Annotated in this window: 16 protein-coding genes and 3 pseudogenes; 15 read left to right on the top strand and 4 right to left on the bottom strand. The window is 70.1% G+C overall.

The genetic code is table 11. From position 1 onward, the window contains the following. The first annotated feature begins 655 nt into the window (after positions 1 to 655). From AB0J08_RS04430 to AB0J08_RS04395, 8 genes and pseudogenes are all read left to right on the top strand, one after another. A complete protein-coding gene (locus AB0J08_RS04430; protein ID WP_360626692.1) occupies positions 656 to 2,083 on the top strand; it encodes a non-reducing end alpha-L-arabinofuranosidase family hydrolase in 1,428 nt (475 codons plus the stop codon). A 437-nt stretch (positions 2,084 to 2,520) separates the two neighbouring features. Further along, positions 2,521 to 4,191, top strand: coding sequence for a Tat pathway signal sequence domain protein (locus AB0J08_RS04425; RefSeq protein WP_360626689.1), 1,671 nt, complete (start codon positions 2,521 to 2,523; stop codon positions 4,189 to 4,191). A 206-nt stretch (positions 4,192 to 4,397) separates the two neighbouring features. Further along, positions 4,398 to 4,631, top strand: coding sequence for a hypothetical protein (locus tag AB0J08_RS04420; protein ID WP_360626686.1), 234 nt, complete (start codon positions 4,398 to 4,400; stop codon positions 4,629 to 4,631). Further along, positions 4,559 to 4,768: pseudogene (locus AB0J08_RS04415) on the top strand (substrate-binding domain-containing protein); the annotation flags it as partial. The gene AB0J08_RS04420 and the pseudogene AB0J08_RS04415, both read left to right, overlap by 73 nt. Before the next feature lie 19 nt (positions 4,769 to 4,787). Beyond that, positions 4,788 to 4,916: pseudogene (locus AB0J08_RS04410) on the top strand (hypothetical protein); the annotation flags it as partial. A 93-nt stretch (positions 4,917 to 5,009) separates the two neighbouring features. Continuing rightward, positions 5,010 to 6,521: a glycoside hydrolase family 43 protein gene (locus AB0J08_RS04405; RefSeq protein WP_360626683.1), complete on the top strand. Its 1,512-nt coding sequence runs from the start codon at positions 5,010 to 5,012 to the stop codon at positions 6,519 to 6,521. 49 nt (positions 6,522 to 6,570) lie between these two features. Beyond that, positions 6,571 to 8,322 carry a cellulase family glycosylhydrolase gene (locus AB0J08_RS04400; protein ID WP_360626679.1) on the top strand — a complete coding sequence of 584 codons (1,752 nt, stop codon included), beginning with the start codon at positions 6,571 to 6,573 and terminating at the stop codon, positions 8,320 to 8,322. A 68-nt stretch (positions 8,323 to 8,390) separates the two neighbouring features. Continuing rightward, on the top strand, positions 8,391 to 10,088 hold the full coding sequence (locus AB0J08_RS04395; protein ID WP_360626677.1) for a ricin-type beta-trefoil lectin domain protein: 1,698 nt from the start codon (positions 8,391 to 8,393) through the stop codon (positions 10,086 to 10,088). Positions 10,089 to 10,273: 185 nt separating this feature from the next. On the opposite strand, the gene AB0J08_RS04390 is transcribed toward AB0J08_RS04395, so the two are convergent. Next, positions 10,274 to 10,486 carry a hypothetical protein gene (locus AB0J08_RS04390; protein WP_360626674.1) on the bottom strand — a complete coding sequence of 71 codons (213 nt, stop codon included), beginning with the start codon at positions 10,484 to 10,486 and terminating at the stop codon, positions 10,274 to 10,276. Positions 10,487 to 10,576: 90 nt separating this feature from the next. Between AB0J08_RS04390 and AB0J08_RS04385 the strand changes: the two genes are divergently transcribed. Further along, positions 10,577 to 11,008 (top strand): hypothetical protein, encoded by a 432-nt coding sequence (locus tag AB0J08_RS04385; RefSeq protein ID WP_360626671.1) that lies wholly within the window; start codon positions 10,577 to 10,579, stop codon positions 11,006 to 11,008. On the opposite strand, the pseudogene AB0J08_RS04380 reads toward AB0J08_RS04385, so the two are convergent. Continuing rightward, positions 10,989 to 11,650 (bottom strand): annotated as a pseudogene (locus tag AB0J08_RS04380) (HAD family hydrolase). The gene AB0J08_RS04385 and the pseudogene AB0J08_RS04380 sit on opposite strands and share 20 nt — an antisense overlap. A gap of 474 nt (positions 11,651 to 12,124) precedes the next feature. On the opposite strand from AB0J08_RS04380, the gene AB0J08_RS04375 reads away from it, so the two are divergent. From AB0J08_RS04375 to AB0J08_RS04350, 6 genes are all read left to right on the top strand, one after another. Continuing rightward, complete coding sequence (locus AB0J08_RS04375; RefSeq protein WP_360626668.1) at positions 12,125 to 13,159, top strand: LacI family DNA-binding transcriptional regulator; 1,035 nt, start codon at positions 12,125 to 12,127, stop codon at positions 13,157 to 13,159. A gap of 83 nt (positions 13,160 to 13,242) precedes the next feature. Next, positions 13,243 to 14,487 carry an extracellular solute-binding protein gene (locus tag AB0J08_RS04370; protein ID WP_360626665.1) on the top strand — a complete coding sequence of 415 codons (1,245 nt, stop codon included), beginning with the start codon at positions 13,243 to 13,245 and terminating at the stop codon, positions 14,485 to 14,487. A 16-nt stretch (positions 14,488 to 14,503) separates the two neighbouring features. Beyond that, positions 14,504 to 15,418, top strand: a complete 915-nt coding sequence (locus AB0J08_RS04365; RefSeq protein ID WP_360626662.1) for a sugar ABC transporter permease — start codon at positions 14,504 to 14,506, stop codon at positions 15,416 to 15,418. Continuing rightward, positions 15,415 to 16,257 carry a carbohydrate ABC transporter permease gene (locus AB0J08_RS04360; RefSeq protein ID WP_360626659.1) on the top strand — a complete coding sequence of 281 codons (843 nt, stop codon included), beginning with the start codon at positions 15,415 to 15,417 and terminating at the stop codon, positions 16,255 to 16,257. The genes AB0J08_RS04365 and AB0J08_RS04360 overlap by 4 nt, the downstream gene beginning before the upstream one ends. Positions 16,258 to 16,310: 53 nt before the next feature. Further along, positions 16,311 to 18,047 carry a trehalase family glycosidase gene (locus AB0J08_RS04355; protein ID WP_360626656.1) on the top strand — a complete coding sequence of 579 codons (1,737 nt, stop codon included), beginning with the start codon at positions 16,311 to 16,313 and terminating at the stop codon, positions 18,045 to 18,047. A gap of 73 nt (positions 18,048 to 18,120) precedes the next feature. Next, the gene (locus AB0J08_RS04350) at positions 18,121 to 19,974 is read left to right on the top strand and encodes an RICIN domain-containing protein (protein ID WP_360626653.1); all 1,854 of its coding nucleotides are present in this window, start codon (positions 18,121 to 18,123) and stop codon (positions 19,972 to 19,974) included. Positions 19,975 to 20,129: 155 nt separating this feature from the next. Here AB0J08_RS04350 and AB0J08_RS04345 read toward each other — a convergent pair whose 3' ends face one another. Then, positions 20,130 to 21,170 (bottom strand): LacI family DNA-binding transcriptional regulator, encoded by a 1,041-nt coding sequence (locus AB0J08_RS04345; RefSeq protein ID WP_360626650.1) that lies wholly within the window; start codon positions 21,168 to 21,170, stop codon positions 20,130 to 20,132. Between the two features lie 209 nt (positions 21,171 to 21,379). Next, positions 21,380 to 22,039: a DUF1326 domain-containing protein gene (locus AB0J08_RS04340; protein ID WP_360626647.1), complete on the bottom strand. Its 660-nt coding sequence runs from the start codon at positions 22,037 to 22,039 to the stop codon at positions 21,380 to 21,382. Positions 22,040 to 22,213 lie beyond the last annotated feature (174 nt).

Below are 22,213 nucleotides of genomic sequence, written 5' to 3'. Positions count from 1 at the left end.
GGTCCTTCGCGGGGTGGAAGAAGGAAGGCGGTTCATTGTTAGCGCTAACAATCGTGACCGAGAAGAGGGGTGTGCCGTGAGCGTGGAGCCGACACCTCGGTCGCGTCGCAATGGCCATCACTATGGCCAGAGGTCGGGGCGCGGTCAAGACATCGCGCATGGACGGATTGTTAGCGCGCGCATTCGCCGATCCGGCTGTACGGCCGTCTGTCGCGATGCCGGTGGAGGCGGGCCCCGCCCGCCAGGCGGCGAGCTTGCCGATGGCTTCGGCAGGAGGCCGGGCCTCGGCACCAGCCGGCGCCTGAGGCGGCCGCAGGACTCCGAGACCGTACGAGCGTTCACGGCATCCGACGCGAGCAAGGGCGAGGCCGGATCCACGAGGGCGACTGCGCGCCCCCACGTCACGTGGCACTCACCGCCGCCGCCCGGCCGGTGCGACGGCAACACCTGCCGCAACCGCCGGCCCGCACGAGGAAGTGGACCGAAGACAGCGCGTGCACATCCCTGGACATGATCGAGGCGCCGGGTCTATAAACGTGGAATCAACCCCTCACCCCACCACTGCTCTCCCCTGCCGCAATTTGTTAGCGCTAACATCTTGCCGCGGCCTCCCCTCCCCCACCCGAGTCGCTTGCTCAAGGATGCCGAGTTCACCATGTTCAGACCTGATGTCAGCCGCACACATCCGTTCGCGGTGCTCGCCGCCGCCCTCGCGGTCCTGGCCGCACTGGCGGCGATGCTCGCCGCCGGCCCGGCTCAGGCGGCCACCACCGGCGCCGTGCGCGGTGTGGCTTCCGGCCGGTGTCTCGACGTGCCGGGCGCCAGCCAGACCGACGGCACGCTCCTGAACATCTGGGACTGCAACGGCGCGACCAACCAGCAGTGGACGCTGACGGACAGCAACCAGCTGACCGTGTACGGCAGCAAGTGCCTGGACGTCCCGGGCCACGCCAACACCGCCGGTACCCGGGTGGCGATCTGGAGCTGCAGCGGCGGGACGAACCAGCAGTGGCGGGCGAACGCCGACGGCACGATCGTCGCCGTGGAGTCCGGGCTGTGCCTGGACGTCTCGGGCGCCGGGACGGCCAACGGCACGGCGGTGCAGCTCTGGAACTGCACCGGCGCCGGCAACCAGAAGTGGACCGGCCTGTCCACGACCACGTGCTCGCTTCCGTCGACCTACCGGTGGAGCTCGACCGGCGCGCTGGCGCAGCCGGCGAACGGGTGGGCCGCGCTGAAGGACTTCACCACCACGACGTACAACGGCAAGCACCTGGTCTACGCGACGTACTCCGACGGCAACTGGGGCTCGATGGGCTTCAGCCCCTTCACGAACTGGTCGGACATGGCGACGGCCACCCAGACCAAGATGAACCAGGGCGCGGTGGCACCCCAGCTGTTCTACTTCGCACCCAAGAACATCTGGGTACTGGCCTCCCTGGGGTGGGGCACCAACTGGACCTTCACCTACCGCACGTCCAGCGACCCCACCAACCCCAACGGCTGGTCCGCGCCGCAGAACCTGTTCACCGCCAGCTTCCCCGCCGGCGAGGGCGGCGTCCCGATCGACCCGACCCTGATCGCCGACGGCCAGAACATGTACCTGTTCTTCGCCGGTGACAACGGCAAGATCTACCGGGCGAGCATGCCGATCGGAAACTTCCCGAGCAGCTTCGGCTCGTCGTACACGACGATCATGAGCGACACGGAGAAGAACCTGTTCGAGGCGCCGCAGGTCTACAAGGTCCAGGGCCAGAACCAGTACCTCATGATCGTCGAGGCTCGGGGCGCGTCCGAGCAGCGCTTCTTCCGCTCGTTCACCGCCTCCAGCCTGGACGGTACGTGGACCCCGCAGGCCGCCACCGAGTCCAACCCCTTCGCGGGCAAGGCCAACAGCGGCGCCACCTGGACCAACGACATCAGCCACGGCGACCTGGTCCGCAACAACCCCGACCAGACCATGACCGTGGACGCCTGCAACCTGCAGTTGCTCTACCAGGGCAGGACCCCCGGCGCGCCGGGGGACACCACCCCCTACGAGAAGCTGCCGTACCGGCCGGGCCTCCTCAGCCTGCAGCGCTGACCCGCCAGATCCACGGTGATCGCGACGTGGTGCGGTCCGCCGGCTCGTAGACGAGGGGTCTACGGCGTGGGCGACTCCACCTGCTGACCGATACTCACCACCATGAGGAACCCCAGTCGTGCGTCGACTGGGGTTCCTCTCTGTCGTGGCCCTTCTTCGGGGCCTCCTCCGGATCCGGGTCGCGGAACGGATGCAGCTCGGCTGCGGACACGGAACGGGAAGTCGACGGAGAACCCGTCGGGCGGCGGGCGCGGTGGCGTTCGTCGAAGCGGTTCGACGCTGACACGCTCCCCATTGGGCCTATCAACTACCCAGGCGTTCAGGAGAATTTGCATTTGTTCAGTCTCTTGCTTAATTGGTAACGCGTCGTTAGTCTCGCCGCAACATAGAACCGCTTCGACACTTCGACGGAGAGGGCCCGCGCCATGAGATCCGGCTTGAACCGCAGGAGCTTCCTGAGCACTGCCGCCACAGTCGCGGGGGCCGCCGCGATGGCACCGCTCCTGTCCGCCTGCGGCAGCGGCTCGACCAAGAAGTCCGGTGCGAACACCGGAGAAGGCCTGAAGGCGGCGCTGCCGAGCTATGTGCCGAACGGCAACGCGGTCAAGCCGGACATTGCCCCCGTGCAGGGCGGGTCCGGCGCCGCTACCGACCCCGCCTTCCTCTCCTACCCGGCCTCCCCGCCCGTCACCGTCTCCGGCGTTCCGGGCAAGGGCGGCAGCTACACGGCGATCACCCCGATGTGGGGCACCAACCCGCCCGTCGGCAACTCCTTCTACCAGGCGATGAACAAGGCCCTCGGGATCGACCTGACCGTCAAGCCGGCGGACGGGATCAACTACAGCACCATCATCCCGACGATGACCGCCGCCAAGAAACTGCCGGACTGGATCAACCTGCCGTCCTGGCTGAACAGCAGCTTCAACACCGGTGGGCTGGCCGGTACCCAGCTCGCGGACCTCACGCCGTACCTGTCCGGCGACAACATCAAGAAGTACCCCAACCTGGCCGCCCTCCCCACCGGCGCGTGGCAGAACGGGGTCTGGGGCGACAAGCTGTACGGGATCCCCTGCTTCTCCACCAGCTTCGGCATCCCCGGCGCCACCTTCTACCGCCGGGACATCCTCGAAGCCCGGGGCATCACGGCCGACCAGATCAAGTCCGCCGACGACCTGATGAACCTCGGCAAGGAACTGACCGCCGCCAAGCGGGGTGTGTGGGCCTTCGACGACGTGTGGACCTACCTCCAGACCGCCTGGAACGTCCCCATGAACTGGAGGGTCGACAACGGCAAGCTGGTCCACCCGTTCGAGACCCAGGAGTTCCTGGAAGCCCTCGACTGGCACAACCGCCTGGCCGCCACGGGCTACATGCACCCGGACACGCTCGCCGGTGACGTCGCCAACGGGGCCACCCGCTTCTACAGCGGCAAGGTGCTCATCGCGGGCGGCGGACTGGGCGCCTGGAACCTGTCCGACCACCAGTCCGGCACCGCCGCGGACCCGAACTACCGGCGCGGCGCGTTCAACGCCATCACCGCCGGCGGCACGGGCACGCCCGTCATCTACATGGGCGCCGCCGCCAGCATGATCAGCTACCTCAACGCCGACCTGAAGCCCGCGCAGATCGAGGAACTGCTCTCCGTCGCGAACTATCTCGCCGCCCCCTACGGCACGGCCGAGTACACCCTGGTCAACTTCGGGGTCGAAGGCGTCCACCACACCCGGGTGAACGGCGTGCCGACCTTCACGGAGGAGGGCAAGAAGGACGTTCAGGCGACGACCTACCCGTTCCTGGCCGCTTCCGCCTCCGTGATCAGCAACCCGGGCGGCGAGCAGATCACCAAGGACTACTCGAGCTGGTCGGCCGCCAACGTCAAGTACCTCACCAAGCCGCCCTTCTGGGGCATGAACCTCAGCATGCCGCAGGCGATCGCCTCGGCCGCGGCCGCGACGAGCGTCAACGACGCCATCACGGACTGCTACCACGGCAAGAAGAAGGTCTCCGAGGTGCAGGAGGTCATCGCCAGCTGGCGCTCCGGCCCCGGGGACCGGCTCAAGCAGTGGATGACCGACAACGTCCTCGACAAGTACGGCACCGGCCAGTGAGCACCGGGGCACCGGAGCGCCCGGTCGGCCCCGCACGGCTCAACCGGCGGAGTCGAAGAACACCCTGTACCTCGGTCTCGTCCAGCTGATCCTCTTCTCCCCGATCCCGATCTCGATCGCACTGGCCCTGCTGCTCAACTCCGTGGAGCGACAGGATCCGCAACCTCTTCCAGTCCGTCGTCCACCTGGCGCACCTCTTCTCGTGGGTGCCGGCGATCACGATCTTCCAGCAGATGCCGGGCGGCGCCGGCATGCTCAACCAGTTCCTGCGCCAGCACGACATCCGCACCTGGGACATCGCGACCGACCCGGACACCTTCGCGCTGCTGCTCACCTCCCAGGCGGTCTGGAAGGAGGCGGGCCGACCAGGATCATCGCGGACCGCCCGGACACCACCGGGTTCGTCGTGCAGAACGAGGACGCGATCGGCCCGCTGCTGAGCCTGCTGCGCGCCAGCGGACGGACCGTCCCGGAGGACGCCGCGGTCGTCCCCATCTGCCCCGACCCGCTGGCCGAGCAGCACTCACCCCGGCTCACCTATGTGACCAGTCCGAAGAGGGAACTCGGGCAGGCCGCCGCGGCCCGGCACCGCCGGGAACGTGTCCCACAACGCCGCCGTCCCGCAGGGCGGCAGCGACCAGTGGGGTTTCAGGGCCACCTGGTCCACCGGCGACGCCGGTCCCCCCGCCTTCTGGTTCAACGGCGCGTCCTGCGCGATCGGCTGACCGATGAGCCGGTGGTGCCCCGGACTCCCCGAGGTCCGGGGCACCCCTCCAGCGCGAACCACCCGCGCGAACCACCGAAAGGAACCCGACCACGTGTCAGACCAGCCCCAGCCGGGCGGCACCGTCCCCAACCCGGTGATCCCCGGCTTCCACCCCGACCCCAGCGTCTGCCGCGTGGGCGAGGACTACTACCTCGTCTGCTCAAGCTTCGAGTACTTCCCCGGTATCCCGGTCTTCCACAGCCGCGACCTGGTCAACTGGACCCAGATCGGCAACGCCCTGGACCGGCCCAGCCAGCTGCGCCTGCCGCGCGACATGCCCTCCTCCCGCGGCATCTTCGCGCCGACGCTGCGCCACCACGACGGCCGGTTCTGGCTGATCGTCACCAACGTCGGCGACGACGGCAACATGCTCTTCACCGCCACCGACCCGGCCGGCCCCTGGTCGGATCCGGTCCGGCTCCCCGGCGTCCCCGGCATCGACCCGGACCTCGCCTGGGACGAGGACGGCACCTGCTGGTGCACCGTCGCCGGGATCTCCCAGGTCCGCCTCGACCCCTACACCGGCAAGACCGACGGCGAACCGTACCGGATCTGGTCCGGCACCCCCGGCGCGATGGCTCCCGAGGCCCCGCACCTGTACCGGATCGGCGACTACTGGTACCTGATGATCGCCGAGGGCGGCACCGAACGCGGCCACGGCGTCTCCATCGCCCGCGGCCTGACGCCCTCCGGCCCGTTCGAGCCGTGCCCGGCCAACCCGGTCCTGACCCACCGGGGTGTCGCCAGCCCCATCCAGAACACCGGGCACGCCGACCTCGTCCAGGCGCCCGACGGCTCCTGGTGGATGGTGCTGCTCGCGGTCCGGCCGCGCGGCGGCACCCCGGGCTGGTACGTGCTCGGCCGGGAGACCTTCCTCGCCCCCGTCGAGTGGGTGGACGGCTGGCCGGTCGTCGGCGAGGTGACCTCGGAACTGCCCGGCCCGGCCTGGCCGCTGCACCCCACCCCCGCCGTACCGGTCCGGGACGACTTCGACCAGGCCGAACTGCACCCCCGGTGGGTCTCGGTGCGCGAGCGCCCGGAGGGCTCGTGCACCACGAAGGAACGATCCGGCTGGCTCACCCTGCGCGCCGTCGGCGCCTCGCTGGACGACAACGACGCGGTGTTCGTCGGCCGGCGACAGCAGCACCTCGCCTGCCGGGCCCGCACCCTGATCGACCCCGCCGACGGCAGCGGCGGCCTGGCCGTCCGCCTGGACGAGGATCACCACTACGAGATCGAGGCGACCGACGGCGAAGTGAAGGTCTTCGCCCGGATCGGCCCGCTGCGCACCGAGGTCGCCGTCCGGCCGGTGCCCGCCGGGGCGGTGGTGCTCGGCGTCGAGATCGCTCCGGAACCCCCACGTGGCGCGCGGACCGGGCCGGACACCCTCTCCTTCGGCATCGAGGAGACCGACGGCACGTTCACCGTGCTCGCCACCCTCGCCGGACGCTACCTGTCCACCGAGGTCGCCGGCGGCTTCACCGGCCGGGTCATCGGCATGTACGCCGCGACCGGCACCGTCCACTTCGACCGGTTCGACTACGAGCCGCTCCCGCTTCCCTGACCACCCGTCAGCGGAGATCCGCACCCCGTCTCACACGAAAGGGACACCCGTGAACGACGCACAGCAGACCGCCCGCCCGCGAAGCCGCCGTCTCCACCGGACAGCCGCCCTCCTGGTGGCGCTGGTCACCGTGGGCGGTGTCGCCGGCGGCACGGCCGTCGCCGCACCGGCCGACCAGGCCCCGGCCCGGGGCGGGGCACAGGCGGTCAGGGTTCCGAGCGACCCGATGGCCGCCGTGGCCCAGATGCAGCCCAGCTGGAACCTCGGCAACACCCTCGACGCGATCCCCGACGAGACCTCCTGGGGCAACCCGCTCACCACCAAGGCGACGTTCGACGGCCTCCGGGCCCAGGGCTTCCGCAGCGTCCGGATCCCCGTCACCTGGTACACCCACCAGTCCGCCACCGCCCCGTACACCATCGACCCGGCGTACATGACGCGGGTCAAGCAGGTGGTCGACATGGCGCTCTCCACCGGCCTCTACGTCGAGATCAACGTCCACCACGACTCGTGGCAGTGGATCAAGTACATGTCCACCGACCACGACAACATCGTGACGCGGTTCAACGCGACCTGGCAGCAGATCGCCACCACCTTCAAGGACGAGCCGCGCGCGCTGCTCATGGAGAGCATCAACGAGCCGCAGTTCGACAACGCGACCGACGCGCAGAAGACCCAGTACCTGCGCGAGCTCAACACCTCGTTCCACAGCATCGTGCGCAACTCCGGCGGGCAGAACAAGGACCGCCTGCTCGTCCTGCCCTCGGAGGAGACCAACAACGCCCAGCACTGGCTGGACGACCTGTCCACCACGATGAGCTCGCTGAAGGACCGCAATCTGGTCGCCACCGTGCACTACTACAGCTGGTACCCGTTCAGCGTGAACATCGCGAACGGCCCGACCTACGACGCGAAGGCCCAGTCGGACCTGACCGAGGGCTTCGCCCGGGTGCACGACACCTTCGTCGCCAAGGGCATCCCCGTCTACCTCGGCGAGTACGGCCTGCTCACCTCGCCCTACTCCGGCGTGGTCGAGCGCGGCGAGATGCTCAAGTACTTCGAGCACGTCAACTACGAGGCGCGGCGCAACGGCATGACCTCCGCCGTCTGGGACGCCGCCAACGACTTCCTGAACCGCGGCACCATGCAGTGGATGGTCCCCGAGATGAAGGCGCTGATCAAGTCCTCCTGGACCACCCGCTCGGGCACCGCCTCCACCGACAACGTCTTCCTGCCGGCCTCCGGCCCCATCACGGCGCAGACCGTCACGCTGAACCGCAACGGGCTCTGGTTCACGGGGCTGTGGCAGGGCGATCGCCCGCTGATCCCGTACCTCGACTACACCCTCAACGGCGACCAGCTCACGCTGACGGCGGACGCCCTCACCCGGCTCGCCGGCGACCGTGCCCACGGGCTCAACTCGACCATCGAGATCCGGTACTCCGACGGCGTCCCCTGGAAGCTCTTCGTGCGCTCGTACGACAAGCCGGCGCTGTCCGACGCCACCGGAACGGCCGACGGGCTCACCATCCCGACCCGGTTCAACGGTGACCTGATGGCCAACGTGGAGTCCACCTACGCCGACGGCACCGCGGCGGGCCCGGCCTCCTGGACCACGTTCCAGTCGTTCGACAACTACCGCGCCGACTACGGCGCCGACACCACCACCGTCAAGGCCGACTTCCTCAAGTCGCTCAAGGACGACGCCCCGGTGACGCTCACCTTCCGCTTCTGGACCGGCGCCACCCTCACCTACCACGTGACCAAGTCCGGCAACACCGTTACCGGCACCGCCTCCTGACCACCCCCCGCCCCGCCCGGCCGCCGGTCCCCACCTGCGGCCGGGCGCCTTCCAGGAAAGAGCCCTCCATGCTCTCCCTACGGTCCCACGGACGACGGCTGCGTCTTCTCTCAGCCACCGCACTGATGCTCACCGCCTGCGTCACCGCAGCCACCGGCGCGACCGCCGAAGCCGCCGAGACCGCCGCGACCACCGAGGCCTCCACGACCGCCGCGACCGCACCGGGCAGCCCTGCACTCACCCCGCCGCTGGGCTGGAACAGCTGGAACAGCTTCGGGTGCGGTGTCAACGAGTCACAGGTCCGCCAGGCCGCCGACGCCATGGTGTCCTCGGGCATGAAGGACGCCGGCTACCAGTACGTCGTCGTCGACGACTGCTGGTTCGACCCGCAGCGTGACGGCGCGGGCAACCTCCGGTCCAACCCGACCAAGTTCCCCAGCGGCATGAAGGCGCTCGGGGACTACATCCACAGCAAGGGCCTGAAGTTCGGCATCTACCAGGCGCCCAACGAGCGCACGTGCGCACAGGCCGTGGGTTCCTACTCCGGCTCCACCGGCAGCAAGGGCCACGAGGCCCAGGACGCCACCACCTTCGCCTCGTGGGGCGTGGACTACCTCAAGTACGACTGGTGCTCCTCCAGCGGCACGTTGGAGGAGCAGGTCGCACGGTTCACCCTCATGCGCGACGGCCTCCGCGCCACCGGCCGTCCCATCGTCTACAGCATCAACCCCAACAGCCTGCACGCCATCACCGGCTCCTCGTACAACTGGGGTCAGGTCGCGGACCTGTGGCGGACGACCGAGGACCTGCTGGACATCTGGCAGAACGGCAACACCAACAGCTACCCGATGGGCGTGGGCAACGTCCTCGACATCGACGCGCCGCTGGCCGCTCAGTCGGGCCGTGGCCACTGGAACGACCCCGACATGCTCGTGGTCGGCCGCCCCGGTCTGTCACTGACCGAGTCCCGTTCCCACTTCGCCCTCTGGTCGCTGCTCTCGGCGCCCCTCATCGCGGGCAACGACATCCGGACCATGTCCAGCGACGTGAGCGCGATCCTGCGCAACCCCCGCCTGCTGGCGGTGAACCAGGACGCGCTCGGCGCGGGCGGCCGCCGGGTGCGCGACGACGGCGACACCGAGGTGTTCGCCAAGCCCCTGTCCGACGGTTCGGTCGCCGTGGGCCTGTTCAACCGGGGGAGCGGCACCGCGACCGTCACCGCCACGGCCGCGCAGGTCGGCCTCACCGGAGGGCCGTTCACCCTCACCGACCTGTGGACCGGCGGCACGTCGAACACGTCCGGCCAGATATCGGCGAGCGTCCCGGCACACGGTGTCGCCGTGTTCAAGATGACCGGCGGCAGCCCGCTGGCCTCCACCACCGCACGCCTGCGCGGCACCGGGTCCGGCCGGTGCCTGGACGTGGACCGGGCCTCCACGACGGCCGGGACGACGACGCTGATCTGGGACTGCCACACCGCCGCCAACCAGCTGTGGACCACGTGGGCCGGCGGCGAGATCCGCGTCTACGGCGACAAGTGCCTGGATGCTTCCGGCCAGGGCACCACCGACGGCACCCGGGTCATCATCTGGCCCTGCAGCGGTCTGGACAACCAGAAGTGGACCCTGCAGACCGACGGGTCGATTCGCAACGTCCACGCCGGGCTGTGCCTGGACGCCGACCACGCGGGGACCGTCAACGGGACCCCGGCCATCCTGTGGACCTGCAACGGCCAGAACAACCAGAAGTGGACCACTCTTCCGTAGTCCGCTCCCCTGCCGGTTCGTCGAGGATCCGCCGGACGACGGCGAAGGGCCTCGGTCTGCGGCCCCTCGGTGTCACCCGCATCAGAGGGCCTGAAGTCCTCCCGACCGGCCAGCGGATCGGCGGGGCTCCGAGCACGGCGCCCCGCACCCCCGGCCGGCGCACCGCCATGCGCCGGCCGGGGAGATCAGGCCCAGATGTCACCGGGATCCCGCGCCGACCGGGACGAGTCCGCACTCTCCGCCAGGCGGCACCCCATGTGGTCAGCGATCCAGTCCGTGAGCCCGGTCCGAATGCCGTCGTACGTGCCGAAACCGTAGTCGCCGCAGGTGCGGCAGTAGCCGGCGCTCCCGGACTCGGCCTCGGGCTGCTCGGGCGATGAGATGGTGCGGTCGGCCACTGCGGCTCCTCGGAGGCGGTAGCGCGGCAGGCAGGATGTGCGACGACTGGCCAGCCGTGCCCGGGGAGCGACCACCGTGGAGCTCTCGCGATGCTTCGGCACGCTGAGGACGTGCTCGCCGCAGGCAGCGACGTGCCGTTGCCCGACTGGTTCACCTGGTTCTCCACGGTCCGCTTGCGCGCGTTCAAGGGCAACACGGAGCTGGCGGCCGGACTGATCCCGCAGGCGCGCACCACCCTGGAGAAGGCGCTGACCGACCTCCCGGAAGCTGACGGCAAGCAGCGGACGGTGATCCTCGCCGACCTCGCCGCCGTCGAGGCTGCGGCCCGTCGGCCTGATGAGGCGTGCGCCCTACTGGGGCAGGCGCTCGACCAGCTCGACAGCACCTGGTACGCCACCGGTGTGGAGCGTGTGCGCGAGACGCGACGGGCCCTCGTCCCGTGGGAAGATTCGGCGGCCGTCCAGCGTGTGGACGACCGCCTCTACTCCTGGAGCGCGACCCTCAGTTCACTGCAGCGTTGAGCTTGGCGATCAGCTCGGGCAGCTCCAGCAGCGAGTCGATCCGGACCGTAGCCTGCGCGGCGGCCGGGTCGTGCTGCTGGATCCAGCCCCACGGCCCGCGCCGGATCAGCGCCGTGTGCATCCCGGCCGCCCGCGCGGGGAGCACGTCGTTGTCGAGGCGGTCGCCGACGTACAGGATTTCGCCCGGTTCGGCCGGCACGACCTCGGCGACCCGCTCGAAGAACGTCGGGTCGGGCTTGCTCGCGCCCCAGTCGTCCGACGTGCCAATCAGATCGACGTCGGCGGTGAACAGCTCGCGTAGCAAGCCGCCGGCCCTGACCGTCTGGTTCCCGGCGATCGCCAGCCACAAGCCGTCGGCGCGGAGCTGAGCCAGCGCGGGACGGACGTCAGGGTAGAGGTCCTCCTCGCCGAACCACTCCGGCCGGCCGGCGGCCGCGCGGCGCTCGCGCTCCTCGTACAGGTCGAAGCCCGGCCGGAACACCTGGAAGGTCTGCCTGTAGTCGAGACCCTGCGCGATGACGGCACCGAACTGGGCCACGAACGTGTGCCGGGGACGCCCAGCCAGTCCGCCCAGGTGCCGTACTCCCGGGTCTCGTCCACCAGGCACTCGCCGACATCGAACACCACAGCCTTGATCGTCATCTTCGCAGCCTAGTTGCGGGAGGACGTCCTGTCGGTGGCCTCTCGAACGATGGCGATCTGACGAAGCCACTGCCACTGCCGAAGCCACTGCCACTGCCCGACGAGCTGCTGCCCCTGCATGTCGCCGTGCTCCCGGCCGACCGGCCGGTGCGCTTCGGCGCGACCGGCACCGCCTCCGCCGGGCCCCGACCCCGGCCGCCGTCCCGCCGGCGGCCGGGGCTCACGTTCTGCGGTGCGCGCATCGACCGGTCGGTGATCGTCGAACCGGTTCGGATAGTTCGGCAACCGAGAAGCCCCACCGGCACAGATCTTCCGGCCGCGCCCGGTCAGACGGTCCCAATTAGGCCGTTACTGCTCCGCGTGAACGTTTCCGCGTCGTTGCGGGAAGTTCGGCACGAGGCGTTGACACCCACCAGCGTTACTCCTACGTTCGCTCTACGCGAACCGGTTCGACTGTCCTCGGAAAGGAGTCCCGTGAACATCGGTGAGATCGCCAAACGTGCCGGTGTCTCCCGGAGCACCGTCTCGTACACCCTGAGCGGGAGACGCCCCGTGTCCGAGGACACCCGCCAGAAGATCCAGCGGGTCATCGACGAACTGGGCTACCAGCCCAACGCGACCGCACGGGCGCTGGCGAACGGCCGGACCAACACCATCGGTCTGGTCTTCCCGCCGGCCGGGAACCACTACACCGGCATGCAACTGGACTTCATCGGCAGCGTCACCGAGGCCGCCGCGGTCTACGACTACGACGTGCTGCTCTCCCCGAGCGGGGCCGACCGCGACCGCTCCTTCCAGCGGCTGATGGGTGAGCGCCGGGTCGACGGCGCGATCCTGATGGAGATCCGGCTGCGGGACGACCGGCTCGACCACCTCACCGCGGCGGACTTCCCCGCCGTCGCGATCGGCCGCACCGCCCACCCGGCGGGCGGCTGGTGGGTGGGACTGGACCACACGGCGCTGGCCGCGGCCTGCGTGCACCACCTCGCCGATCTGGGCCACCGCAGGGTCGCCCTCGTCAACCGGCCCGTGCAACTCCTGCGGGCCGGGTACGAGTCGGCCCACCGCGGCCTGGACGGGTTCACCAAGGCCGCGGCGGACCGCGGCCTCACCGTCCGGACGTACTGCTGCGGGGACGACGCCGCCTCCGGCCTGGCCTGCCTGGAGCGGATCCTGCACGACGACCCCGCCATCACGGCCCTGGTCACGCTGAACGAGGCCGCGCTCGGCGGCCTCTACCGCGGGCTGGCCCGGGCGGGCCGCCAGGTGCCGCACGACTTCTCCGTCACCGGGATCGTCGCGAACCGGTGGGCGGAGACGGTGACCCCGCGGCTCACCGCGGCTGACGTACCGGCAGAACAGATGGGCCGCCTCGCGGTGGAGCTGCTCGTCGAACGGCTCGACCACCCCGACGCACCGGCCCGCCACCACCTGCTGGAGCCACCGATCTCCTTGCGAGCGAGTACCGCGCCGGCCGTCCGGACGGCCGCCGACCCCACGAACTCCTGACCGTCACCCCGCACACCCCCGCCCAGAGCACAACCGTGCCGATCCCCGGGCACGCCCGTGCCGCAGACACCGAGGAACCTGCCATGTACAGATCTGCCGGACGCCGGCTCATCGCCGCAGTCCTGACCGTCGCCGCCGTCACCGCCGGCGCAACCGCGTGTTCCTCCGGCGCGGGCGGCGGCTCCACCAAGTCCGCCGACAGCGGCACGTACACCGTCTGGGACCCGTACCCGCAGTTCGACAAGGACTCGGCGTGGGCGAAGCTGCTGGACGACTGCGGCAGCAAGGCCGGCGTGAAGATCAAGCGGACCGCGTTCGACACCGGTGACCTGACCAACAAGGTGCTGCTGGCCGCGCAGCAGGACAACTCCGCGGACGTCCTCGTCGTCGACAACCCGGTGGTGTCCACGCTGGCCGAGGCCGGCGTGCTGACCACGACCGACGACAACAAGCTGGACACCTCGAAGGTCAACCGCAACCTCCTCGCAGCCGGCCAGGCGGGCGGGAAGACGTACGGCACGCCGATCGGCGCGAACACCCTCGCCCTGTACTACAACAAGGCGGTGCTGCGGGAAGCCGGGGTGGACGTCTCCTCGGTCAAGGACTGGGCGTCGCTGACCGCGGCGCTGGCGAAGGTCAAGGCGGCGGGCAAGAAGGGCGTCACGTTCTCCGCGATCGGCACGGAGGAGGGCAGCTTCCAGTTCCTGCCCTGGTTCTGGGGATCCGGGGCCGAGCTGACCGCACTCGACTCCGACCAGGCGGTCTCCGCGGTGTCGCTCTGGAAGAACTGGCTGGACAAGGGTTACGCGCCCAACTCGGTGATCAACAACACCCAGACGACCAGCTGGCAGGAGTTCGCCGGCGGCAACTACGCCTTCGCGGAGAACGGCACCTGGCAGCTCGCCAACGCCGAGAAGACCGGCTTCGAGTACGGGGTCATCCCCGTCCCGGCCAGTTCGGGCGGCGCCGCCGCGGCTCCGACGGGCGGTGAGTTCGTCACCGTCCCGGTGCAGGGCGACACCGGCCGCTACGCCACCTCGCAGAAGCTGGTGGCCTGCCTGAGCGACGGCCAGAACCTGCTCGTCACCGACACGGCGCTGTCCTACGTGGCCCCCACCACCGAGGTCCAGGGCGCCCAGGTGACGGCCGACGCCAAGCTCAAGCCCTGGGTCGACGCGGTCCAGGCCGCCAAGGGCCGCACCAGTGACGACCTGGGCACCAAGTACCCCAAGATCTCTGAGCAGTTGTGGAAGGCGGTCCAGTCCGCGCTCAGCGGATCGGCGTCGCCGAAGGACGCGCTCCACTCGGCGCAGTCTGCCGTCAAGTGAGCAGGACTCCGGCCACATGAAGCACACGACGCAAGGGCCGGGCCGCCGGCCCTCCTCCCAGCAGTGGGCCGCCTGGGCGTTCCTCGCCCCGGTGACCGTCTACCTCGTCCTCTTCTACGCCTATCCGCTCTACCGCAACGTCGATCTGAGCCTGCGGCACTACACCGTCCGCTCCTTCGTCCGGGGCGACGCGCCCTTCACGGGCCTGCAGAACTACCTGACGGTCTTCGACGATCCGACGTTCGCTCCGGCCCTGCTGCACACGGTGGTGTTCACCGCCGTGTGCCTGGCCTTCCAGTACGCCGTCGGCCTGGCGCTCGCGGTCTTCTTCAACCAGCACTTCCGGCTCTCCTCCACCCTGCGCGCGCTGTTCCTGGTGCCCTGGCTGCTGCCGCTGATCGTGTCGGCGTCCACCTGGTCGTGGATGCTCAACAGCGATTCGGGCATCGTCAACGCCGCCCTGCACACCGTCGGCATCGGGCCAGTGAACTGGCTGACCTCACCGAACTGGTCGCTGGCCTCGGTGATCATCGCGAACATCTGGATCGGCGTCCCGTTCAACCTCGTGCTGCTCCACAGCGGTCTGCAGTCCATCCCCGCCGGCCTGTACGAGGCGGCGGCCCTCGACGGCGCGAACGCCTGGCAGCGGTTCCGGCACATCACCTTCCCGCTGCTGCGCCCGGTGTCCGCGATCACGCTGCTGCTGGGCCTGGTCTACACGCTGAAGGTCTTCGACATCATCTGGATCATGACCAAGGGCGGTCCGGCGGACTCGTCCGCCACCTTCGCCACCTGGTCCTACCAGCTCGGCTTCGGCAACCTACTGCCCGCTTTCGGCCCGGGCGCGGCCGTCGGCAACCTGCTCGTCGTCGCGGCCCTGGTCTTCGGTCTGATCTACCTCCGGGTCCAGCGGAAGCAGGCGCTGTCATGACGAGTGCCCGGGCAGTCCTCGACCGGCGCCGCCGGAGCCGGGGGAAGACGGCCATCGGCGTGCTGCTGACCGCGGTCATGCTCTTCCCGGTCTACTGGATGCTGAACGTGTCCTTCACCCCCGACCGGGACATGCGCAAGAGTCCGCCGGCCCTGTTCCCCGCCCACGCCACCCTGGAGGGCTACCAGGCCGTCCTCGACCAGCAGTTGCCGTATCTGGGCACCAGCCTCGTCGTCGCCCTGGGCACCGTGCTGCTCACCGTGGCGCTGGCCGCGCCCGCCGGATTCGCCCTGGCCAAGCTGCGCCCGCGGGGCGGCGGAGCCCTGAACTTCGTCCTGCTGGCCGCCCAGATGATCCCCGGCATCATCATGGCGATGGGCTTCTACGCCGTCTACCTCAGCGTCGGCCTGCTCCAGTCCGTCCCCGGGCTGATCATCGCCGACTCCACGCTGGCCGTCCCCTTCGCCGTACTCATCTTCACCGCGTTCATGTCCGGCATCCCCGGCGAACTGCTCCAGGCCGCGCAGATCGACGGAGCCGGGCCCCTGCGCACCTTCTGGTCCATCGTCCTGCCCATGAGCCGCAACTCCGTCGTCACGGTGTCGCTGTTCGCGTTCCTGTGGTCCTGGTCGGACTTCGTCTTCGCCAGCACCCTCGCGGGCGGCGGCGCCCACGAGCCGATCACCCTCGGCATCTACCACTACATCGGCAACAACAACCAGCAGTGGAACGCCATCATGGCCACCGCCGTCGTGGCCTCACTGCCCGCCGCGGTCATCCTCGTCCTCGCCCAGCGCTACGTCGCCGCCGGTGTCACCGCCGGCGCCGTCAAGGACTGACGCCCCGGCAGAACGCCGACCGCCCCCCCACCGAAGAAATGAGTGTCGCGTCCATGACCGTCGCCCCGTCCGGCCCGGCCTTCTCCATCCACGAGGTGCCCTTCAGCACGTACGGATCCTGGTTCGGCGTCTCTCCCGTGCTGGCGGAGAAGATCCGCGCCGAGGACCTGCACCTCGTCTCGCACCAGAACGGCATGCACGCCGTCCTGCGCCTGGTCCCCCTCGACCCGACGACGGGCGAGCGGGCGGAGACCCGTATCGAGGCGACGCCGAGCCGACTCGGCTGGCACCGTACGGACGCGCGCATCGACCTCGCCTACGAGTCGCCGGACACCGTGCGCGTGCGCGGCGCGGGGCTGGGCCTGCGCCTCACCGCGGCGGCCGAGGCCCTGGGCCCGTTCAGCGGGACGTACTTCTACCGCGACCCGGTGAACGGGGCCCACGTCTTCACCTCGTACGAGACCGGCCGCCGCTACCGGATCACCCTGCTGTCCGGCACAGTCGCCGCGGTGTCCGGCGCCCAGGCCCTGGGCGCCGGCGACCGCGGTCTCACGGTCGCCGGCGGGGCCGACGGATCGTGGGAGGTGGCGGTCGAGGAACTCGACAGCGCGCGACGGCCCTACCGCTCGTCGGCCGCGTTCGACGACATCGTGGCGGCCGCGCGGCAGTCGTTCGCCGAGTTCGTCGACGCGGTCGCCCCGTGGCGCTCGGCCGACACCCCGGCCGCCGAACTCGCCGCCTACGTCATGTGGTCGGCGACCGTCCGCCCGGCCGGCCTGGTCACCCGGCCCGCCGTACTGATGTCCAAGCACTGGATGGACAAGGTCTGGAGCTGGGACCACTGCTTCAACGCCCTCGCCCTGGCCACGGGACTCCCGCGGCTGGCCTGGGACCAGTTCTCCCTGCCCTTCGACCACCAGGACGAGAGCGGAGCCCTTCCCGATTCCGTCACCCACTCCGAGGTGCTCCACAACTTCGTCAAACCGCCCATCCACGGCTGGACCCTGTCCCATCTGCGCAGCCGGCTGTCCGAACCCCTCAACCCGACCGAACTGGCCGAGGCCTACCGCAGGTTGGCACGGTGGACGGACTTCTGGCTCACCGCCCGCCGCGCACCGGGCGCCGCCCTGCCGCACTACCAGCACGGCAACGACAGCGGCTGGGACAACGCCACCACCTTCGACCCCGAGCGCGTGGTCGTCACCGCCGACCTGGCCGCCTTCCTCACCCTCCAGCTCCGCGAACTGGCCGTCCTGGCCGCCGAACTGGACCTGCCCGACGAGGCCCGCCGGTGGACCCGTACCGCCGACCTGACCCAGGCCGCGATGCTCGACGAGCTGTGGAAGGGAGAGCGGTTCGTGGCGCGCGGCGCGGACAGCGCCGCGACCTGGACGAGCGCCAGCCTGCTGGACCTGATGCCGATGGCACTGGGCGAGCACCTCCCCGAGCACATCGGCAAGGCCCTGGCCGCCCGGATCGAGACCCACCTGACCGCCTACGGCTTGGCCACCGAACTGCCCACCTCACCCCACTACCTGTCCGACGGGTACTGGCGCGGCCCGATCTGGGCCCCCGCCACCGTCCTGATCGAGGACGGCCTGCGCCGCGCCGGCCACCACCGCCTCGCGGACGACATCAGCGCCCGATTCCGCGCCCTGTGCGAGACCCACGGCTTCGCCGAGAACTTCGACGCCCTCACCGGAACGGGCCTGCGCGACCGCGCCTACACCTGGACCGCCAGCAGCTACCTCGTGCTGGCCGAGGCACACGCACACCGAGAGAGCCGCTGACCGGCCGCCTCCCCCCAGCCCCGGGGACGTTCCCACCCCCGGCCACCACCCCCGCTCACACAGGAGTCGCACCATGAAATCCCGCTGGTCACTTCCCCGAGCCGCAACCCGCACCGGACGCCGGGCGACCTCGTCCGTGGCCGTCCTCCTGGCCGCCCTGGCCACGACCCTGGTGCCCGCCGGCCCGTCCCACGCCGCGGACACCAGCGTCACCGTCGACTTCGCGACCGCCGCAGGCGCCCCCACCTACCGCGCCTCGGGCATGATCTACGGGATGACTCCCGACGGGTCGCTGCCGCCGGACCACTTCTTCAAGGACATCAAGTGGCACCTCATGCGGGCCGGCGGCGCGCAGCTCAACGGTGGCGGCTACGCCACCAGCCTCGCCGACTACCGGACCCGCTGGAACGCCACACTCGCCCAGTACCGGCGCACTGCCGCCCTCGGCGGCACGTTCGTCATCCTGCCGCACGACCTGTGGGGCGCCGACGGCACCACCAACCAGGGCTTTCCCGGTGACAACGGCGACTGGACGCAGTTCGACAACTTCGTCAACCAGCTCATCTCCGACGTCAAGGCCAACAACATGACGGTGGAGTGGGACCTGTGGAACGAGCCGGACCTCAGCGGCTTCTGGGGCCGGTCGCAGAACCAGTACCTGCAGATGTGGTCGCGGTTCCACGCCGCCGTGCGGGCCGGCCTCCCCGGGCAGCTCATCGTCGGCCCCAGCACCGCGAACCCGCCCAACTCGTCCAACACCTGGTGGACCACCTACCTGAACCACGTCAAGGCCGGCAACGTCGCCCCCGACGTCTACAGCTGGCACGCCATACCGCACGACCCCGTCCAGTCCGTCAGCAACGCCAACGCGACCCTCGCCTCCGCGGGCCTGACCAACACCCGCCCGTACCAGATCAACGAGTACGCCGGGCTGGAGCAGCAGAACCCCGGCGGCGGCGGCTGGTTCATCAGCCGCCTGGAGCGGGCCGGCGCCGACGGCATGCGCGCCAACTGGGGCGGCGGCCCCAACCTGCACGACTACGAGGCAAACCTGCTCACCAAGAACAGCTCCGGCCAGTACCTGCCGCTCGGCGAGTGGTTCACGTACCGCTACTACGGCTCCCAGACCGGCAGCATCGTCAAGCTCACCCCCGGCACCAGCACCGACGGCCTCGCCACCAAGGACAACAGCGCCAGGAACGCCAAGGTACTGATCGGTAGCAACGGCAACACCGGCAACGTCACCGTCAACCTCACCGGCCTGGGCACCACCTCCGTCGTGGAGAACGGTCAGGTCCGCGCCGTCGTCCAGCGCATCCCGTACGACAACGGCGCCGCCGTGACCGGTCCGACGACCGTGTCCGACACCAACCTGACCGTCAGCGGCAACACCGCCTCGCTGACCGTCCCCTACGCCAACGCCCAGGACGGCTACACCATCACCCTGCTCCCGCCGTCCAACACCACCGTCTCCACGGTCGCGGTGAGCGAGAACAGCGGGCAGTGCCTGGACGACACCAACCTCAGCACCGCCGACGGCACCCAGTACCAGCAGTACCACTGCGACGGCGGCTACCAGCAGATGCTCGACCTCAAGCCGGTCGCCGGCCGGGCCGACACCTACACCGTGGTCGACGAGCTCAGCGGCAAGTGCCTGGACGTCTCCGGGGCGTCCACCACCGACGGCGCCGCCGTCATCCAATGGACCTGCAGCGGCACCACCAACCAGATGTTCACCCTCAGCCCCGTCAGCGCGCTCGGCAACAGCAAGGACTACCAGCTCGTCGCCGTCCACAGCGGCAGGTGCGTCGACGTCTCCGGCGTCTCCACCCAGCCACGAGCCCTGGTCCACCAGTGGACCTGCGACTCCGGCAGCGCCCTCGGCACCAAGAAGAACCAGATCTGGCGCCTCCAGGGCATGCGCTGACCTGCCCTTGAGCACGGGTGCTCCCGGCACGGCTGGGAGCACCCTGCGCACCGACCGGGCCTGACCGGGCCTGACCCGGCCACGCCGGCAGTAACGGGCCACCGGTGACAGGACGCTGGAACGCCCGATCGGCGCCGGCGCCCCGTCGCGCTCGCTCAGGCTCCGGGGACCCCGTCGCCGGCGGCCCGGGAGGGCGCGGCAGCGGTGCTGCGGCGCAGGGTGACGGGCGGGCTGAGCAGGACGTGCCGGGCGGGAGTGGCAGGGTCGTTGATGCGCTCGTTGAGCAGAGCCATCGCGCGCGCGGCCAGGTCGTCGGCAGGGACGTCGGCGGCGGTGAGCGCCGGGCGGAAGTCCTCCGCCCAGTGGGTGGCGACGACTCCGGTGATGGAGAAGTCGTGGGGGATGCGGAGCCCGGCCTCGGCCACGGCCCGCTGGACGCCGGGCATGGCCGCCTCGTTGACGGTGACCAGGCCGGTGACCTCCGGGTGCGCCTGCAGGAGCCGGGCGATGCAGTCCTGGCCGGAGCGGGCGTCGTCCCCGCACGGGAGCTCGATACCCTGCAGCCGGTGTTCCTCGGCTGCCTGCAGGAAGCCGGAACGGGCACGGTGGGCGGGGCCGTAGCCGGAGGCGAGGAGCTCGGGCGAGCGGTTGAGCAGGGCGATCCGCCGATGGCCGAGGTCAGCCAGGTGGCGCACGCAGTGGCTGATCAGACCGGCGTAGTCGACGTCGACCCAGCACATCTGCTCGTCATCGGAAGGGCGGCCGATCCCGACGAACGGCATGCGGGCCTCGCGCAGGCGGTCGATGCGGGCGTCCTCAAGACGTATCTCCATGAGGATGACCCCGTCGACGCGGCTCTCGAAGACCATACGCTCGAAGGACCGGTCGTGGTCGCCACCGGACGGTGAGAGCAGGACGTCCAGGTCGACTCGGGCCGCGGCCTCGACGACGCCGGCGACGAAGTCCAACTGCATGTGGGTCAGGCGCTTGCCGGCCGGCGGGATGACCAGGCCGACGGTCCGGGTGCGGCCCTCGGCCAGGGCGCGTGCGGAGGCGTTCGGGCGGTAGCCGAGCTCGTCGATCACGTCCTGGATGCGCTTGCGCGTGGCGGGTGAGACCTGCCGCTTGCCGCTCAGCGTGTACGAAACGGTGCTGCGCGAGACTCCCGCGCGCCGGGCGATCTCCTCGATGTTCACGCCGCTCCCTGTGGCCTGTGGCAGGAAGCCATCCTACCCGAAGGAACCGGTTCGACGCCGTCGCCCGCCGGACCCCGGGCTGGGCCTTCAGACAAGGCCTCATGTTCGATCGAATCGGTTCCCGCAGCCGCGCCCCTGACCCTCGCCCTCCGACGCCGCGTGAGAGTCGGCTCGGCGTCCATCGCCGAACCGGCCTCGCCCCCCGGGGTTCAGGACGGCCCGCTCCAGTCGAACGGGAAATGCTTGCTCGATCGCCCGGCCCAGTCCCAGCTGAACCCGAAGGCGTCCACGTGGTCGACGGTGGCCCGCCCCCAGGTCGCGATCTGGCCGGGGCCGACCTCGGCACCCGGCGCGTTGTGGACCTGGACCCGCGCGCCCTCCGGCGTGGTCGGCCCGGCGAGGGCTTCGGCGCTCGCCCGCACCCGCCCGGGAACCTCGGCGCTCCAGGTGGCCAGATCCTCGTCAATGCTCACGTGGATGGGCGCGAACTCCATCCCGCGCATCTCGGCCCCGAACATCTCGCCGAACTGCGCGGGCCACCCGCCGGCCTGCCCGCCGAAGATCGTTCCCAGCGCGGCCCGCTGCTGCTCGTCGGCGCGTTCGTCGAGGAAGACGGCGGCGTAGGGCTCCGTGTGCTCACCGGCCCACACGTTGCCCACGAAGGAGCCGAGCATCACGACGCTGAGACCGTCGAGACGGACGTCGCCGTAGTTGCCCTCGCGTATCCGCCAGACCAGGACGCCTTCGCAGTCACCGTAGGTGGGCGCTTGGGCGAAGGTGCACGGGCACGGGATGGCGCATTTGCAGGTATCGAACCAGTCGCCGACCATGTGCCAGCGGGTTCCCGTAGCAGTGGTCTGTTCAGTCATCTCGCTCACTTCCCCGGCAATCGCAAACTGCCTCACTTCCAGCCTGCCGCTCCCTGGACGGGAAGGGAAAGGAATCAGGCGCCGGACCCTCTGCGTCCAGAGCACGCACCGTGACACGGGCGGTTCACAGGCCCGGCTGTCAAACTCCTGGCGTGAAGCACCGGCCTTCCCCGG

The organism is Kitasatospora sp. NPDC050463, from assembly GCF_040655255.1.
GTDB lineage: Bacteria > Actinomycetota > Actinomycetes > Streptomycetales > Streptomycetaceae > Kitasatospora.
The sequence above is the reverse complement of the archived record's forward strand: the minus strand, read 5'-3'. Positions and strand labels throughout refer to the sequence as shown.